The organism is Mycobacterium sp. SP-6446 (assembly GCF_001954045.1).
Classification (GTDB): domain Bacteria; phylum Actinomycetota; class Actinomycetes; order Mycobacteriales; family Mycobacteriaceae; genus Mycobacterium.
Genome location: NZ_MBEM01000262.1, coordinates 21,081 through 38,165, shown reverse-complemented (window position 1 = coordinate 38,165; position 17,085 = coordinate 21,081). Strand labels below are relative to the sequence as shown.

18 protein-coding genes are annotated in these 17,085 nt (G+C 68.0%); 14 read left to right on the top strand and 4 right to left on the bottom strand.

The genetic code is table 11. The features are described 5' to 3' along the window. Nucleotides 1-24 precede the first annotated feature (24 nt). The 3 genes from A5736_RS23655 to A5736_RS23645 are packed head-to-tail and all read left to right on the top strand — an operon-like array spanning nt 25 to nt 2,496. Nucleotides 25-612 carry a peroxiredoxin gene (locus A5736_RS23655; RefSeq protein ID WP_076123253.1) on the top strand — a complete coding sequence of 196 codons (588 nt, stop codon included), beginning with the start codon at nt 25-27 and terminating at the stop codon, nt 610-612. A gap of 32 nt (nt 613-644) precedes the next feature. Next, on the top strand, nt 645-1,181 hold the full coding sequence (locus A5736_RS23650; RefSeq protein WP_076123251.1) for an alkyl hydroperoxide reductase: 537 nt from the start codon (nt 645-647) through the stop codon (nt 1,179-1,181). Nucleotides 1,182-1,191: 10 nt separating this feature from the next. After that, entirely contained in the window at nt 1,192-2,496 is a 1,305-nt protein-coding gene (locus A5736_RS23645) for an alpha-amylase family glycosyl hydrolase (protein ID WP_076248976.1), read from the top strand. Here A5736_RS23645 and A5736_RS23640 read toward each other — a convergent pair. Continuing rightward, entirely contained in the window at nt 2,493-2,930 is a 438-nt protein-coding gene (locus tag A5736_RS23640) for a DUF1810 domain-containing protein (protein ID WP_076123246.1), read from the bottom strand. The two genes, A5736_RS23645 and A5736_RS23640, sit on opposite strands and share 4 nt — an antisense overlap. An 18-nt stretch (nt 2,931-2,948) precedes the next feature. Between A5736_RS23640 and A5736_RS23635 the strand changes: the two genes are divergently transcribed. Beyond that, nucleotides 2,949-4,202 carry an alpha-hydroxy acid oxidase gene (locus A5736_RS23635; RefSeq protein WP_076248975.1) on the top strand — a complete coding sequence of 418 codons (1,254 nt, stop codon included), beginning with the start codon at nt 2,949-2,951 and terminating at the stop codon, nt 4,200-4,202. A gap of 71 nt (nt 4,203-4,273) precedes the next feature. On the opposite strand, the gene A5736_RS23630 is transcribed toward A5736_RS23635, so the two are convergent. After that, nucleotides 4,274-4,477, bottom strand: coding sequence for a hypothetical protein (locus A5736_RS23630; protein WP_076248973.1), 204 nt, complete (start codon nt 4,475-4,477; stop codon nt 4,274-4,276). A gap of 94 nt (nt 4,478-4,571) precedes the next feature. On the opposite strand from A5736_RS23630, the gene A5736_RS23625 reads away from it, so the two are divergent. The 9 genes from A5736_RS23625 to A5736_RS23580 all read left to right on the top strand — a co-directional run bounded on the left by A5736_RS23625 (nt 4,572) and on the right by A5736_RS23580 (nt 12,282). Further along, nucleotides 4,572-5,120, top strand: a complete 549-nt coding sequence (locus A5736_RS23625; RefSeq protein WP_076123240.1) for an ABATE domain-containing protein — start codon at nt 4,572-4,574, stop codon at nt 5,118-5,120. A gap of 73 nt (nt 5,121-5,193) precedes the next feature. Further along, nucleotides 5,194-7,518: an endopeptidase La gene (lon, locus tag A5736_RS23620; RefSeq protein WP_076248971.1), complete on the top strand. Its 2,325-nt coding sequence runs from the start codon at nt 5,194-5,196 to the stop codon at nt 7,516-7,518. 174 nt (nt 7,519-7,692) lie between these two features. Continuing rightward, nucleotides 7,693-8,130 (top strand): hypothetical protein, encoded by a 438-nt coding sequence (locus tag A5736_RS23610; RefSeq protein WP_233147987.1) that lies wholly within the window; start codon nt 7,693-7,695, stop codon nt 8,128-8,130. 95 nt (nt 8,131-8,225) lie between these two features. Beyond that, nucleotides 8,226-8,717 carry a hypothetical protein gene (locus A5736_RS23605; RefSeq protein ID WP_076248969.1) on the top strand — a complete coding sequence of 164 codons (492 nt, stop codon included), beginning with the start codon at nt 8,226-8,228 and terminating at the stop codon, nt 8,715-8,717. 30 nt (nt 8,718-8,747) lie between these two features. Next, nucleotides 8,748-9,137, top strand: a complete 390-nt coding sequence (locus A5736_RS23600; protein ID WP_076248967.1) for a nitroreductase/quinone reductase family protein — start codon at nt 8,748-8,750, stop codon at nt 9,135-9,137. Between the two features lie 111 nt (nt 9,138-9,248). Beyond that, nucleotides 9,249-9,581 (top strand): TfoX/Sxy family protein, encoded by a 333-nt coding sequence (locus A5736_RS23595; RefSeq protein WP_076248965.1) that lies wholly within the window; start codon nt 9,249-9,251, stop codon nt 9,579-9,581. 50 nt (nt 9,582-9,631) lie between these two features. Further along, nucleotides 9,632-10,267 (top strand): endonuclease, encoded by a 636-nt coding sequence (locus tag A5736_RS23590; protein ID WP_076248963.1) that lies wholly within the window; start codon nt 9,632-9,634, stop codon nt 10,265-10,267. 7 nt (nt 10,268-10,274) lie between these two features. After that, nucleotides 10,275-11,000 (top strand): DUF72 domain-containing protein, encoded by a 726-nt coding sequence (locus A5736_RS23585; protein ID WP_076248961.1) that lies wholly within the window; start codon nt 10,275-10,277, stop codon nt 10,998-11,000. Between the two features lie 49 nt (nt 11,001-11,049). Then, complete coding sequence (locus A5736_RS23580) at nt 11,050-12,282, top strand: NAD(P)/FAD-dependent oxidoreductase (protein WP_076248960.1); 1,233 nt, start codon at nt 11,050-11,052, stop codon at nt 12,280-12,282. Here A5736_RS23580 and A5736_RS23575 read toward each other — a convergent pair. Beyond that, nucleotides 12,271-14,376 carry an NAD-dependent epimerase/dehydratase family protein gene (locus tag A5736_RS23575; protein ID WP_076248958.1) on the bottom strand — a complete coding sequence of 702 codons (2,106 nt, stop codon included), beginning with the start codon at nt 14,374-14,376 and terminating at the stop codon, nt 12,271-12,273. The genes A5736_RS23580 and A5736_RS23575 overlap by 12 nt on opposite strands. A 108-nt stretch (nt 14,377-14,484) precedes the next feature. Then, nucleotides 14,485-15,969 (bottom strand): acetyl-CoA acetyltransferase, encoded by a 1,485-nt coding sequence (locus A5736_RS23570; RefSeq protein WP_076248956.1) that lies wholly within the window; start codon nt 15,967-15,969, stop codon nt 14,485-14,487. A gap of 117 nt (nt 15,970-16,086) precedes the next feature. On the opposite strand from A5736_RS23570, the gene A5736_RS23565 reads away from it, so the two are divergent. Continuing rightward, nucleotides 16,087-17,016 carry an undecaprenyl-diphosphate phosphatase gene (locus A5736_RS23565; protein WP_076248954.1) on the top strand — a complete coding sequence of 310 codons (930 nt, stop codon included), beginning with the start codon at nt 16,087-16,089 and terminating at the stop codon, nt 17,014-17,016. The last annotated feature ends 69 nt before the right edge of the window (nt 17,017-17,085 follow it).

Here is a 17,085-nt window from a genome sequence, read left to right as displayed (position 1 = left end):
ATTAAGTCCAGATAAGGAGCGGACATGGCATTGCTGACGATCGGCGACCAATTCCCCGCCTACCAGCTCACCGCGCTGATCGGTGGCGACCTGTCGAAGGTCGACGCCCAGCAACCAGGCGACTACTTCACCACGATCACCAATGAGGACCACCCCGGCAAGTGGCGTGTGGTGTTCTTCTGGCCGAAGGACTTCACCTTCGTGTGCCCGACCGAGATCGCGGCGTTCGGCAAGCTGAACGACGAGTTCTCCGACCGCGACGCGCAAATCCTGGGCGTCTCGATCGACAGCGAATTCGTGCACTTCCAGTGGCGCGCGCAGCACGAAGACCTCAAGCGGCTGCCGTTCCCGATGCTGTCCGACATCAAGCGGGAACTCGTCGAAGCCACCGGGGTGCTCAACGCCGACGGCGTCGCGGACCGGGTGACCTTCCTCGTCGACCCCAACAACGAGATCCAATTCGTGTCGGCGACCGCGGGATCCGTGGGGCGTAACGTGGACGAGGTGCTGCGCGTGCTGGACGCCCTGCAGTCCGACGAGCTGTGTGCGTGCAACTGGCGCAAGGGCGACCCGACGCTGGACGCCGGCGAGTTGCTCAAGGCCTCCGCCTGATCCCAGGCCTGATCACGATTGGAAGACGCGACATGACCGTAGAGACGCTCAAGGCCGCCCTGCCCGAGTACGCCAAGGATCTCAAGCTCAACCTGGGCTCGATCACCCGCAGCACCGTCCTGGACTCCGAGCAGCTGTGGGGCACCTTGTTGGCCAGTGCCGTGGCCACCCGAAACACCCAGGTGCTGAACGAGATTGGCACGGATGCCGCCGACAACCTGTCCGCCGAGGCATACCAGGCCGCATTGGCCGCCGCGTCCATCATGGGCATGAACAACGTCTTCTACCGCGGCCGCGGCTTCCTCGAAGGCGCCTACGACGACCTGCGGCCGGGACTGCGGATGAATGTGATCGGCAATCCGGGTGTGGACAAGGCGAACTTCGAACTCTGGTGTTTCGCGGTGTCGTCGATCAACGGTTGCTCACACTGTATGGTCGCCCACGAGCACGCGCTGCGCGAGGCGGGGATCAGCCGCGAGGCCATCCTGGAGGCGTTGAAGGCCGCCGCCATCATTGCCGGTGTGGCACAGGCGATTACCGCCTCGCAGACACTGGCAGCTGTCGGCTGATCGCCGCGACGTGACCCCGTCCTGGGTTCCCCACGCGATCTGGTGGCAGGTCTATCCGCTGGGGTTCGTCGGCGCGTTTCCGGCGACCGAGCCGCCGGATCCCGAGGAACACCGGCTGCGGCGGCTGGTGAATTGGTTCGACCACGCCATCGCGTTGGGAGCGTCGGGGATCGCGCTGGGGCCGATCTTTGCCTCGCGCACACACGGTTACGACACCACCGATCACTACCGCATCGACCCGCGCCTCGGTGACGACACCGACTTCGACTACCTCGTCGCCGAGGCGCACCGCCGCGGGCTGCGCATCCTGCTCGACGGCGTGTTCAACCACGTCGGCGTCGACTTCCCGCGGTATCGCGAGGCGCCGCACAACGGCGCGGCGGCAAGCTGGTTTCGCGGGCGCCCGGGCCGATTCCACACCTTCGAGGGCCATTCCGAACTCATCACCCTCAACCACGACAATCCCGAGGTCGTCGCGTACACGGCTGACGTGATGGCGCACTGGCTGCGCCGCGGCGCGGACGGCTGGCGCCTGGATGCCGCTTACATTGTGCCACAACACTTCTGGGCCTCTACCCTGCCTAAGGTCCGCGAACTACATCCGGACGCCTGGTTCGTCGGCGAGCTCATCCACGGCGACTATGCCGCGGTCGTGGATGCGGCCAAGTTCGACTCCGCCACCCAATACGAGCTGTGGAAGGCGATCTGGAGCGCGCTCAACGACGCCAACTTCTTCGAGCTGGACTGGGCGCTGCAGCGACACAACACTTTCCTCACCAGCTTCGCCCCGCTGACATTCGTCGGCAACCACGACGTCACCCGCATCGCCAGCCGGCTGGAAAACTCCGCACATCTGGCTCATGCGCTGGTGATTCTGCTGACGGTGGGCGGCGTGCCCAGCGTGTACGCCGGCGACGAGTTCGCCCTTCGCGGGGTGAAGGAAGAGCGCTACGGCGGAGACGACGCGGTCCGCCCGGAGTTCGCCTCTCCCCCAGTGCAATTGGATGCGTTCGGCACCGAGGTGTGGGCGCTGCACCAATACCTCGTCGGGCTGCGGCGCCGCCACGCCTGGCTGCATTCGGCGTCCACCACCGCGCTTCGGCTGACCAACCGGCACTACGTCTACGAGACGCGCAGCGGCGAGAACGCACTGCTGGTGGCGCTCAACATCGACGACGAGCCCCTCCAGCTGGTCCTCTCCGAACTCGGCGCGGCACGAGCTCAGATTGTCGCCGGATCGGCGGCCCCGCCCCAGGACGTCGTGCAGACGCTGGCCGTCGAGCCCCATGGCTGGCGCATCCTGAGCCCCGTTTAGGAACGCCGCAGCCGCGCCACTGTCAGCTGGTCTTCCTCGCCGTCGTAGTACCGGTCGAGCAGCGCCACGAAGTCCGCGTTGTCCTCGGCTGCGCGGGCGAACAGCGTCATCGACGAACGCAGCTTGAGGTCGTCGGGAGAACCGAATATCTGCGCGATCGAACGCCCCTGCACCTCGTTCACCAGCTGGGCGCATTCATGCAATCGCGGCCCGAGCGGGTCGTGCCGCAGATAGGCGCGGGCTTCCTCGAGGGAGGCGATGCCGTAGTGGTCCGCCATCGGGCTGCTGCCCAGCCCACGAAGTTGCGGAAACACGAACCACATCCAGTGACCGCGCTTGCGCCCGTCGCGTAACTCGTCGACGACGCTGCGGTAGACGGGGGCCTGGGCATCAACGAAACGCTTCAGGTCGAAGGGGTCGGCTGCCGACGCCATACGACTACGGTTGCACACATGGCGGTCAAACGGCGAGTGCCCAAAGTGCGCGATCTGGCACCGCTGATCCAATTCAGAAGACCCCGGTTCAACGCTACGACGCGGCGCCTCGACGCCGCCTTCACCATCGACGATCTGCGGCGAATCGCCAAGCGGCGCACCCCCAAGGCGGCGTTCGACTATGCCGACGGCGCCGCCGAAGACGAGTTGTCCCTGCAGCGAGCCCGACAAGCGTTCCGCGACATCGAATTTCATCCGACGATCCTGCGCGACGTCAGCAACGTGACCGCCGGCTGGAACGTGCTCGGCCAACCGGTTGTGCTGCCATTCGGGATCGCGCCGACCGGGTTCACCCGCCTGATGCACACCGAGGGCGAGATCGCGGGCGCACGGGCGGCGGCCAGCGCCGGTATTCCGTTCTCGCTGTCCACACTCGGTACCTGTGCGATCGAAGACCTCGTGACCGCCGTGCCCCAGGGGCGGAAGTGGTTTCAGCTCTACATGTGGCGCGACCGCGAGCGCTCGATGGCGCTGGTGCAACGCGCGGCCGACGCCGGCTTCGACACCCTGCTGGTCACCGTCGACGTGCCGGTCGCCGGTGCGCGATTTCGCGACAACCGCAACGGGATGACGATCCCACCGGCGCTGACGCTGCGGACCGTCCTTGACGCCGTGCCGCACCCGAAGTGGTGGTTCGATCTCTTGACTACCGAGCCGCTGGCATTCGCGTCGCTGGACCGCTGGTCCGGGACCGTCGGTGAGTATCTGAGCACGATGTTCGATCCCAGCCTCACCTTCGCGGATCTGGAGTGGATCAAGTCTCGATGGCCGGGAAAGCTCGTCGTGAAAGGTATCCAGACCCTCGACGATGCCCGCGCCGTCGTCGACCGCGGAGTCGACGGCATCGTGTTGTCCAATCACGGTGGCCGCCAACTGGATCGGGCCCCGGTGCCCTTCCATCTATTACCCGCAGTCGCCCGTGAGCTCGGCCACGACACCGAGATCCTGGTGGACACCGGAATCATGTCCGGCGCGGACATCGTCGCGGCGATTGCATTGGGGGCGCGGTGCGCGCTCGTCGGGCGGGCTTATCTCTATGGGCTGATGGCCGGCGGTGAGGCGGGCGTCAACCGCGCCATCCAGATCCTGCAGACCGGTCTGATCAGGACGATGGGCCTGCTGGGTGTCACCTGCCTGGAGGAGCTTTCGCCCAAGCACGTGACGCAGCTGCGGCGGCTGGGCCCCGTCGATCCCCCTGCGCGCTCGGACTGACGCGAGCGTGCGGCCAGCCGCACGTTCGATGTCGAACGTGAAGCCAGCCGCACGTTGGGCGCCCTAGCTGGCTAGCCGGGAGCGAGACCCGCCCAGATTCCGCGATCAATCTCGTCGTTCTGGAGCGCGCCGCCGGCTGGGGGTGTCTGCTGGCAGTCGCACGTCAGGCCGCCGAAGATGTTTTGGTCCGACTGGCCCGGGTCGGCGGCGGCCGGCGCCGCTCCCGCAATAACAGAGCCGAAGATCGCTGCGCTGACAAGCATTTTCGTGATCATGTCGAAGGCTCCTAACCGTTTCGCTTACTAGCCATGTAACCGTCTTAGATAGTTACACCTTGCTCCGCGACGTGAAACCTGTCAAGGTGGTTACATGAAATTCGTCTACGTGAGCGGTCGGCGATGCCTCGACTTCGCGAGCACGCTGAAACGCCGCATGTCGGAGCGCGAGGAACTGCTGACCGATCCTCGGCTGCTGTCGGATTGGGCGGTCCAGGCGGGACTGCTGGACGACGCGATCGACGTCACCGACGACGAGCTCGTCGCGGCCATCGAGCTGCGCGAGGCCAGCTACCGCACCGTCATCGCGCGACTCGAGGGGCGCCGGCCCCAGGTCGCCGACGTCGACCTGCTCAACGAGTGGGCGTCGCAACCCCAGCTCGCGCCGCGATTGCTGCGCACCGGCGCCACCCGCCGCGAGGGCACCGCGCCGCGACTGCTCGCCAGCCTCGCCGCGGATCTACTCGACCTCATCGCCGGACCCGACCTCGACAACGTCAAACGTTGCGCACATCCCGGATGCACGCGCCTCTACGTCGATTCGTCCAGAGCGAAAAACCGGCACTGGTGCGGGATGAGCACCTGCGGAAACAAGGTGAAGGTCCAGGCTTTTCGGGCGCGCCAGCGCGCGGCGGCCCACTGACGCGACGATTTACCCGGGAACAAACCACGTCCAACCAGGGTTGAGCGCAACAGACTAAACCTTTGGAGGACGAGTGTCTCAAGCCACATCAGTGCCGGTGCTGTTCGTCACCGACACCATCGTGTTGCCCGGAATGGTCGTGCCGATCGCACTGGACGACGCCGCGCGGGCGGCCATCGACGCGGCCCGGGCCAGCGAATCGGGGCAGCTGCTGATCGCTCCGCGGCTCGAGGACCGCTACCCGTCGCACGGCGTGATCGCGAAGATCCTGCAAGTCGGCCGCATCGCCGGCGGCGGCACCGCCGCCGTCGTGCGCGGTGAGCGCAGGGCGCAGATCGGCGCCGGGGCGAGTGGGCCCGGCGCGGCGCTATGGGTCGAGGTGACCGAGGTCACCGAGGCCGAGCCGACCGAGGACGTCAAGGCGCTGGCCGCGGAGTACAGGAAGCTGCTGCTGGCCATGCTGCAGCGGCGCGACGCCTGGCAGATCATCGACTACGTCAACAGCCTGACCGATCCGTCGGCGCTGGCGGACACGTCCGGCTACGCGTCCTACCTGACCGATGTGCAGAAGCGCCAGCTGCTGGAGACGGTCGACGTCGCCGAGCGGCTGCGCGTGCTGATCGACTGGACCGGCGAGCACCTGGCCGAGGTCGAGGTCAACGACAAGATCGCCGAGGACGTGCGCGAGGGCATGGAGAAGACGCAGAAGGAGTTCCTGCTGCGCCAACAGCTGGCTGCCATCCGCAAGGAATTGGGCGAGGGCGAGCCCGACGGATCCGACGACTACCGGGCCCGCGTCGAGGCCGCCGACCTGCCCGAGAAGGTGCGCGAGGCCGCGCTGCGCGAGGTCGGCAAGCTGGAACGCGCCAGCGACCAAAGCCCGGAAAGCGGCTGGATTCGCACCTGGCTGGACACCGTGCTCGACCTGCCCTGGAACGTCAAGACCGAGGATTCGACGGACCTGGCGGCCGCGCGGGCGATCCTGGACGCCGACCACCACGGGCTGGACGACGTGAAGGACCGCATCGTCGAATACCTGGCCGTGCGCACCCGGCGTGCGCAGCGTGGGCTGCAGGTCGTCGGCGGCCGCGGCTCGGGTGCGGTCATGGTGCTGGCCGGTCCGCCCGGAGTCGGCAAGACGTCGCTGGGCGAGAGCGTCGCGCGGGCGCTGGGCCGCAAGTTCGTGCGCGTCGCGTTGGGCGGCGTGCGCGACGAAGCCGAGATCCGCGGGCACCGGCGCACCTACGTGGGCGCGCTGCCCGGCCGGATCGTGCGTGCGATCGGCGAGGCGGGATCGATGAATCCCGTTGTGCTGCTTGACGAAATCGACAAGGTCGGATCCGACTACCGCGGCGACCCGAGCGCGGCGCTGCTCGAGGTGCTCGACCCGGCGCAGAACCACACGTTCCGCGACCACTACCTGGATCTGGACCTGGACCTGTCCGATGTGGTGTTCCTGGCCACCGCCAACGTGATCGAGACCATTCCGTCGGCCCTGCTGGACAGGATGGAGCTCGTGGCTATCGACGGCTACACCGAGGACGACAAGGTCGCCATCGCCCGCGACTACCTGCTGCCCCGCCAGCGCGAGCGGGCGGCGCTGAACGACGACGAGGTCACCGTCACCGACGCCGCGCTGCGGAAGATTGCCGCGGACTACACCCGCGAACCGGGGGTGCGCCAGTTCGAACGCCTGCTGGCCAAGGCGCTGCGCAAGGTGACGACGAAGATCGCCGAGGAACCGGTGACGCCGAAAGTCATCGACGAGCCCGATCTGGTCGATTACCTTGGCCGGCCGCGGTTTACGCCGGAGTCGGCCGAACGCACCGCGGTGCCCGGCGTCGCCACCGGCCTGGCCGTGACCGGCCTGGGCGGCGATGTGCTCTACATCGAAGCAGGCGCGACCGATGGCGAGCCCGGTTTGCAGCTGACCGGTCAGCTGGGCGACGTGATGAAGGAATCGGCGCAGATCGCGCTGTCCTACGTGCGTTCCCACGCCGCTGAGCTGGGGGTTGACCCCAAGGCGCTGGACCGCCGCATCCACGTGCACGTGCCCGCCGGGGCGGTGCCCAAGGACGGTCCGTCGGCCGGTGTCACGATGGTGACCGCGCTGGTCTCGATGGCCACCGGACGTCACGTCCGCTCCGACGTCGGCATGACCGGCGAGGTCACGCTGAACGGGCGGGTGCTGCCGATCGGCGGGGTGAAGCAGAAGCTGCTGGCCGCCCAACGTGCCGGGCTGTCAACGGTTTTCATCCCGTCGCGCAACGAGCCGGATCTGGACGACGTGCCCGCCGAGGTACTCGAGGCGCTGACCGTCACGCCGATGACCGACGTCGCCGAGATCGTCGCACGGGCCCTGGAGCCGGTGACCGAGAAGGCGACCGCCGCGGCCTAATGCGGCTGTTGAGGTTTTGACCTCCCCCGGTCCTGGGTAGGCCTCAGGGCAGAGGGAGGACCGGCCGGGGGGTTCACCTCTATCCCGACGTTTAGCAACTGCGCGGGTGACGAACAACAAATCGCTGCTGTGAGGCTGCTGGATGCGGCCAATCGGCTGGATAAGGAGTTCACCATGAGGTTGAACAGAATCGCTGCTGGCGCCGCAATTGCAGGTGCTTTGACGTCCGGCGCGCTCGGATTGGGTGCCGGGTTGGCGCAAGCCGATCCGAACGGCCCGAATGTGCCTGGCCCGAACATTCCGGGACCGAACGTGCCGGGGCCGAATGTGCCGGGACCGAACGTGCCGGGTCAGGGACCGATCATCCCGGGACAGCCGATTTGTAACGGCGGCCCGGGCGTCAACTGCAACGGTCCGGGCACGCCGCTCCCACCGGGACAGGGCGGATTCCCGCCACCGGGGCACTACAACGACCCGATTGGCTACGGGCTTCCGGCCCGCTGGATGCCGCCGGGTCAACCGGTCGACTACCCCGTCGTGTTTAACCCGGCCGTAAACCAGTGGGGCGTCTTCCTGCCTGGCGGCCAATTCGTTGCGTACGCGACGACCTAGCAGGCAGAACGAGACAGCCGCCGCCATCGTGCGGCGGCTGTTTTCGTCTGTGGCAAAACGGCGCAGGCGCTAGCCGGGGCCGTTACTGTGCGGGGATGGCCGTGATCCTGCGCAGGATGCTCCGCATTGGCAAACTGCCCGCCGACATGCGGGCCGAAGTCGAATCGGAGGGAATACTCCATCTCGCCGAGTTCGTCCCGGTCACGTTCCGATTCAACGGCTCCGTACCGGGTTTCGTGGTCAAGGGCAACAACACCCGCAGCTATGCCGGTTCCCTGGCCCTTACCCCCCAGCGGGTTCTCGGGACATTGTCGACCGTGCCGAAATTGGCGAGTCGAGCCATCGACCAGCGCTGGGACGCGGCCCAGAGCGGACCGGTCAGGGCGGAATTCTCCGAGAGCGGTCTCGCGCTCGACGTCGACGTCAGCCAGGTCGACCCGGCGTTCTCCGGTCACCTGTCGCTGCGATACAAAACGGCCATCCCCGAAGCGGTGCTGACCACGATCCCGCGCCGGTCGCTGGCATTCGACGTGCCCCGCGAGTGGGTCCTGCGCGCCGTCGGCGTCCCGGCTCGCCGGCCCGCGTAGACCCCGCCGGATGCTGCCACAATCGGGGACGTGACCGACCTGAGGGATTTGAAGCGGCGAGTCGTCCACCGCGTCCAGCGTCTGGTGGTGAACCCGGTGGGGCGGCAACTGCCCGTGACCATGCTCGAGACCGTCGGCCGCAAATCGGGGCAGCCGCGGCGCACCGCGGTCGGCGGCCGCGTGGTGGACAACCAGTTCTGGATGGTCTCCGAGCACGGTGAGCGTTCCGACTACGTCCGAAACATCAAGGCCAACTCGGCCGTTCGGGTGCGCATTGGCGGTCGGTGGCGAAACGGAACGGCTCACCTCATGCCCGACGACGACGCGTTGCGGCGGCTGGGCAACCTCCCCCGGCTCAACAGCGCCGTGGTGCGCCTGATGGGCAGCGACCTGCTCACCATTCGGGTGGACTTGGACTGACACCGCGTTCGGCATATTCGCCGAGCCTGTAAATCTGCAGCAGAAGTACGAGTAGAGGCCTGCGAAATTACAGGCTCGGCGCGTGTCGGTCGCCGGCGTTAAGGTCGGCGCATGGCCTACGACGAAGACCTGGCCAACCGGATCCGGGAACTGCTCGGATCCGAGCGTGGCGTCGAGGAAAAGCGCATGTTCGGTGGCCTCGCGTTCCTGGTGAACGGCAACATGTCCGTCGCCGCTAGCGGGCAGGGCGGATTGCTGGTGCGGGTACCGCCGGACGACACCGACAAGCTGCTGGAACGCGACCACGTCAGCGCCATGGTGATGGCGGGCCGGGAAGCCCGGGGCTGGTTGCGCGTTGACGACGAGGGCGTGAAAACCAAGCGCCAGCTTCAGGGTTGGGTGACGCGAGCCGTCGGCTACGCGCGCAGCCTGCCCGCCAAATAGCCGGCCCCCGGTCCGGTTTGCCGCGGAATGGCGCGGGTACGCGGTGCGGTATGAGCGGGCGCGAGCAATTGGTGGGGCGACTGCTGAAGGTCGCCGGCACCACGTACGCGGCCGAGGCGGGCATTCGGGTCAACGACAAACCGATGCCGCTGTTTCAACTGCTGGTGCTGAGCATGCTGGCCAGCAAGCCGATCGATGCCACCACCGCCACGCGCGCGGCCCGCGAGATCTTCAAGACGGGCCTGCGGACCCCGAAGGCAGTCCTGGCCTCCGACAGGCGGACCATGATCAGCGCGTTCGGCCGGGCTCACTATGTGCGCTACGACGAAAGCTCGGCCACCCGCCTCACCGACATGGCCAGGCTGGTTTGCGACGAGTATTCGGGCGACCTTCGCGAACTCGATGGTCGCAGCCATCGAGACATCGGCGAGGCCAAGCGAATGCTCAAGACGTTCAAGGGAATCGGTGAAACCGGCGCCGACATCTACCTACGCGAAGTGCAAGACGTATGGACCTGGGTTCGCCCGTATTTCGACGACCGCGCCACCACCGCGGCTAAGCGGTTGGGCCTGCCGGCCGATGCGGCGAAGCTGGCCTCGCTGGCTCCGCGTGCCAACGCCCGGCTGGCCGCCGCGTTGGTGCGGGTCGCACTCGACGACGATCTGCGCCGGCGGGTGACCGGTTGAGCTCCCTGTGACGGTGCGAATCGGCACGTCGGGCTGGTCGTATCAGCACTGGACCGACGTGCTCTACCGGCCCGGCCTGCCGGCCGGCAAGCGGTTGGCGCGCTACGTCGAGGTGTTCGACACCGTCGAGCTGAACGCGAGCTTCTACCGCTGGCCCAAGGATTCGACGTTCGCGGGGTGGCGCGACCAACTGCCGGCCGGCTTCACCATGTCGGTCAAGGCCCATCGCGGACTGACCCACTACCGCCGACTGGCCTCCCCGGAGCCCTGGATCGAACGGTTCGAGCGCTGTTGGCAGCTGCTGGGTGATCGACGCGGTGTGCTGCTCGTTCAGTTGCACCCCGAGCAGCAGCGCGACGACGCGCGGCTGGACTCGTTCCTGCGGCAGGTCCCGGCGTCGATCCGGGTGGCCGTGGAGTTGCGGAATCCATCCTGGAACGATCCCGCGGTCTACGAAGTGCTGGAACGCCGCCGCGCGGCCTATGTGGTGATGAGCGGCGCCGGATTGGCGTGCGTGCCCCGCGCCACCACCGATCTGGTGTACGTGCGGCTGCACGGCCCGGATGAGGATTCGATCTACGCCGGCTGCTATTCCGGCGACGACCTGCGGCGCTGGGCCGATCAGATCGCTCAATGGGACCGCGACGGCAGGGACGTGTGGGTGTATTTCAACAACGACCTCGGCGGCCACGCCGTCCGCAATGCCCTGACCTTGCAAGAACTCTTGGCCTGAGCCGGCCCGCGTAGGCTGGGAATGTCGAGGAAAGAACGGAGCAGCAATCATGGCCAGCTCGACCACATTCGTCATCATCGGCGGCGGACTTGCTGGAGCCAAGGCGGCAGAAGCGTTGCGCGACAGCGGCTTTGACGGACAGGTCATCCTCTTCGCCGAAGAGGAACACCTGCCCTACGAGCGACCACCGCTCTCGAAGGAGTATCTTGCCGGCAAGAAATCGCTGACCGATTTCACCGTGCAGAATTCCGAGTGGTACCGCGACCACGACGTCGACTTGAGGCTCGGCTCGCGCGTGTCGGCCCTGACCCCCGCCGAACACACCGTCACACTCCCCGACGGCACCGCGGTGCGGTACGACAAGCTGTTGCTGGCGACCGGATCGGCGTCCCGACGTCCGCCGATACCCGGATCCGACGCCGGCGCGGTCCACTATCTGCGCACCTACGACGACGCCGTGGCGCTGAATTCTGTTCTAGCCGAGGGGTCTTCGCTGGCCGTGGTCGGAGCCGGATGGATCGGGCTGGAGGTGGCCGCCGGTGCCCGACAGCGTGGCGTCGCCGTAACGGTCGTCGAGACGGCCAAACAGCCGCTGCTGGCCGCGCTCGGCGAATCGGTGGGCGAAGTGTTCGCCGACCTCCATCGCGATCACGGGGTGGACTTGCGGCTCGAGGCGCAGGTCGACGAGATCACGACGGCGGGCGGCAGGGCCACCGGACTGAAAATGCGCGACGGGTCGACGGTCGCCGCTGATGCGGTGTTGGTGGCCGTGGGCGCCAAGCCGAACGTCGAACTCGCCGAACGGGCCGGGCTCGCGATGGGCGACGGCGGTGTGCTGGTCGACGCGTCGCTGCGCACGAGCGATCCTGACATCTACGCGGTCGGCGACATCGCCGCGGCCGAGCACCCGTTGTTCGGCTGCCGGATTCGCACCGAACACTGGGCCAATGCCCTCAAGCAACCCGCGGCGGCGGCCGCCGGAATGCTCGGCGAGCCAGGCGAATACGCGGAGCTGCCCTACTTCTTCACCGATCAGTACGACCTCGGGATGGAGTACGTCGGGCACGCACCCAGCTTCGAGCGGGTGGTGTTCCGCGGCGACGTCGCCGGACGCGAATTCGTCGCGTTTTGGCTCGACGGCGACAACCGGGTGCTGGCCGGGATGAACGTTAACATCTGGGACGTGCTCGATGACGTCAAAGCGCTGATCAGGTCCGGGACTTCCGTCGACCCCGGCGCGCTGGCCGATCCGCAGTCCCCGCTTGCCGACCTAGTGAGCTGACGCGTCGGCGGGCACCCACGTCCCGTCGATGACGTCGGGTGGGCGTTGCGCCTGCAGGCGCTCCCGCTCGGCGCGCCGGCGCTTAATCCGCAACCGGGCATCGGCCGGCATCGTGACCAGCTCGTCGCAGGTCAGGTAGTACACGTCGGCCACAACGTCGATCAGGTCCGCCGCGACCCGTCGAGAACCCAACTCGCGCAACGTCCTTCGAAGCTCATGGGTGAATCGGATGGTGGCGTCGTGGGCCAGCTCGCGCGACACGCGGGCATTGTCGGCGAAGCGCCGGGCCAGGGTCGCGGGCGGAGGCGGCTCGGCGGGGGCGTCGGCGGCCTCGGCGGCCGCCACGAGCAGCATCGCCGGGTCGTCGAAGAACACCGTGCTGTCCAGCTCGGCTTCCGCTGGCCCGCGGTGCCCGATGCGGGCGACCGCGGAGTCGAGCGCGGCGGCGGTACCGGGAGACAACGCGCGGATGCTGTCGAGATTGCCGTCGCGGGCCAGGGCGGCCAGCGGCGGGTCGGCGCGCAATATCGTTGCCAGCTCGGCGATCTCGGCCGTTACGCGGCCACCTTCCAAGATCATGCCCAGTCCCGGCACCCTGGTTCCCGCGCCGGTGCGTTCCAGCGCGGCCGCGGTGACGCCGGTGTCGATCAACGACAACGCCGTCAGGATCCAGCCCTGGTGAATCCGGTCCCGCAACAGCCGGAGCCGTGCCCCGAGGCTGGCATCGGGCAGCAGACCCAGCTGCGCGTCATCGAGGTGTTCGGTGGTGGCGGCGGCGGCGTAGGCGCGCGTGTCGGTCCGCAGATGACGCAATGCGGCGAGCGATCTCGCCGTGGCGACCGCCTTGGCGACCGACCCCACCGCCCCGCCGGCTAGCTGTGGTGGACCGAATGGTAGTAGGTCACCGACCTGTGGCTGGTCGATCAGGGCGTTCCGGACGACGGCGTCGGCGTCCCAGCCCGGGAGCTGGGCGGCGGCAACGACATTGGACGACACTCCGACGTACGGGCGGTGACCGAACACCGCGATGGCCCTGCTTCCCCATTCGTCACCTACGACGCCACCGAGCGCGAGCACCTGACCCAGCACCCGGCCGGCCGTCCGCAGCCCGCTCAACTGGACGTCCAGGGTTATCGGGGTCAGCGGTCCGGGCAGCGCCTCGGCGAGGCCGGTCGCACTGAAAACCGGGAAGCGTGGATCGATCAGGTCGTCGAATTCGCCCTCCATGCCCTCCGGTGCCGCGTTGCGCAGCGAACCGGGCGGCGCGTGCCGCGGGAGGACCTCCACCGGCAGCGCCAGTCGCCCCCCATGGCGGACCGCGCCGGCGGGACCGAGTCTGCGGCCGACGAGTCCGCGCGCGGTGTCGGCGACCGCCTCGATTGCCTGCCAGCCAAACTCGAACCCCCAATCCTCTTGCGCTGCAGTGATATCCATCTCCGGCATCAACTGTGGCCAGCTGCGAACGCCATACGGCCGGGAACGCGGATCGGCGGATCGCAGCACCCGCCATGCCGTGATCACGTTGGTGGCGTCCGGTGTGGCGAGGTCCACGACGCCGGTGCGGTCGGTGTCGAGCGCCAAAACGAGGAACCGCACCAGATCGTCGAGGTGCAGCACCCGCATGGTCTGTGCGGAAACCTTGCTGCGCAACAGCGTGGCCACGGTGCGGCAGACCATCCAGTCGAGCTGACGGCCGACCGGCGGCGCGATCCGGACGACCACGCTCGGCGCCCAACTGGTGGACACCAGCTCCTCGGCGGGTCGGTACAGGTCGGGCCGGCCCGCGGCCTGGGAAACGAACAGCAAGCGCGCGCCGGCGCGGGCGGCCGCATGGGTCACCCGCGCGACGCCGTCGATGTCCGCGCTGCCGGGGGCGGTCGTGTCGACCGGGGCCAGATGAATAACAGCGTCGGCCTCGTTGGCCAGCTGTTGCAAGACGGGGTGGCTCAACGGCGCGCAAACAAACTCGACGTTTGGGTCCAGGCACGGGTGGGGGCGCGCAGCAATGCCGCTGACGGCGTGGCCGGCGGCGATGAGCTGGCGTGCGACCAGCCGCCCGACGGTGCCGGTGGCGTCGGTAACCAGGATCTGCACCTGGGCTCACCTCCCCGAACGTCACCTCGACAATAGGCAAGTCGCTGTCAATTGCGCGACTGTTACTCCCCAAACGGGGCTCTGGCCTGGCGGTATTCCCGCGACGGGCTACCGCAGCGTGGCGCTGCCGTCCGCGGCGACGGCAACTTTGGCGCCACCGATGTCGTCATGCACGGTTTCCTGCGCCGCGGCGCCGTCGGTGATCACCGCCAGCGTTCGCGACCCGTCGGGCGTGCGCACTGCAACGAATGCCTTTTCCGGCCGCCCATCCCGGTCGAACGGAGTCGTCCAGGCTTCGACGGTGCCGACGCCCTCCCACTCGACCAATCCGTCGCGGATGGGTTCCCGATCCACCGCGGATTGCACGTCCTCCCAACGGAATTCGGTAGGAGGTTCGGTGCCGTAGACCCCGAAGCTGTGCTTGGTCAGGTAGCCGCCGTTGGCGGTGATCAGGGCGCGCCGCCCCGGATTGGCCACCAACAGGTCGGCGACGGTGGCGATCGAGTGCATAACGTAGTTGCTCCACGGGCCGCCCGCGAACGTCAGCCCACCGGTAACGGTCAGCGGACGCGCCGGATCGTCGACGGCCAGCCCAAGTTCGGCCGCGGCCACCTGAACGGCGGACGGAAAGCACGAGTACAGGTCGACGTAGTCGACGCCGTCGATGCCCAGGCCGGCGAGCTCCAGCGCCCGGGCGCCCGCGATCCGGATGGCGGTGGACCGGTGCAGCTCGTCACGTTCGGCGATGGCCGGGGTGTCGTGCGCGTCGGTGCCCGCATGCGGGTAGACCCAACGGTCGGCCGGGATCCGCAGGCGTTGCGCCTGCTCGGCCGACGCCAGGATCAGCGCGGCGCCCTGGTCCACCATGTTGTTGGAGTTCATCAACTTGGTGTACGGCCAGCTGATCATCCGGTTCTGCGGTCCGGGCCGCCGAATCTCCTCCGGGGTCACCGGCTTGCGGATCCAGGCGTTGGGATTGCCGACCGCGACGGCGTTGAAGCGCGCCCACAATTCGGCGACGCGGTCGAGGTGGTCCTCGACCGATTCGCCGCGGGCGATGCGAAGCGCCTGCTCGAACAGCGGATAGACGTAGGCGGGGCGGTCCAGGCCGATCCTGATCTCCGCGTCGCCGGCCATCGGGACGTCGTCGCCGCTGACCTCCGCCAACGGGACGGATTCGTCCTGAGCAGTCCACTCGAGTTTGCCGCCCTTGGCCTTCAGCCCCCGCCGGGTCCGCCACGTTTCGGCACCGGCCAGCAGCACGACGCCGGCCCGGCCCGCCTGGATGTCCAGGCACGCCTGGTTGACCAGCGACTGCGGCACGTTGCCGCCGACCGGGCTGTACAGCGTGCGGAAGCCGGAGGCGCCGATCCGCTCGCCGAGCAGCAGCGCGGGATCGCGGTAGTGCGCGGACAGCACGTTGACCACCCGGATGGAATCGAGGGCCTCGATCACCCGGGCATCCCCGGCCTGCCGGGCCGCGGCGGCCATCAGGTCGACCGGTTCGACAGACCGCGTTGCCGGGTCGATGTCGTCGCGATGGTTGACCTGACCCCAGCCGATCAGCACCGGTGTGCGGGGGTCGACGGTCACCCGACGAACCTATCGCGGGGTCGACGCCGCCCGGCCGCGGGCATGGGCCATGGGTAAGCCACGAGCCTTTGGCTATCGTCACAGGCCGACCCACGATCGGATGGAGACCGCCAACCAATGAGCGCGCACTTGAGCTATGTCGAAGCCGTGATCGTCGGCGCCGCCCAGGGCATCACCGAACTGTTCCCGGTCTCGAGCCTCGGGCACTCGGTATTGGTGCCGGCACTGGTCGGCGGGCAATGGGCCCGAGACCTCAACGTGTCCGCACCCCAATCGCCCTACCTGGCCTTCATCGTCGGTCTCCATGTCGCGACGGCCGCGGCGCTGCTGGTGTTCTTCTGGCGCGACTGGGTGCGCATCCTGGCGGGATTCCTCTCCTCGGTGCGGTACCGCCGAATCCGCACTCCCGATGAGCGGTTGGCCTGGCTGATCGTGCTGGCCACCATCCCGGTGGGCTTGGCCGGGCTGGCGCTGGAACAGTTGTTCCGAACCACGCTGGGCAAACCCATTCCGGCGGCGGCGTTCCTGCTCCTCAACGGCGTCGCCCTGTATGCGGGCGAGGTCCTGCGCCGCCGCGTGGCGCCCGCTCACGAGGACCCGCCGGCCGATGAGGCCGCGCACACGGAAGAGGCCGCGCACAGCGGCGAGGCCGTCGACAATCGGCTGGCCGAACTGCCCCTGGGCCGCGGTGTGCTGATCGGCTCGGCCCAAATCCTGGCCCTGCTGCCGGGCATCAGCCGCTCCGGCATCGCGATCGTGGCCGGCCTCTGGCGCGGGCTGTCCCACGAAGACGCCGCCCGGTTCTCCTTCCTGCTGGCAACGCCCATCATCCTGGCGGCCGGGGTCTACAAAATCCCGGAACTGTTCGGGCCCCTGGGAAGCGGCATCGGTGGGCAGGTCCTGGCCGGCAGCATCGCGTCATTCGTCTGCGCCTACCTCGCCGTGCGCTATCTCACCCGGTACTTCCAAACGCGCACGCTGACACCGTTCGCCGTCTACTGCGCACTGGTCGGCGCTTCGAGCCTGGCGTGGCTGACCCTGCGCTGAGCGAGCGGACTTATTGCGCACCCCGACGTCGAGTGCTGTGCTTACCGGATCGCATAGTTGACACCTGTT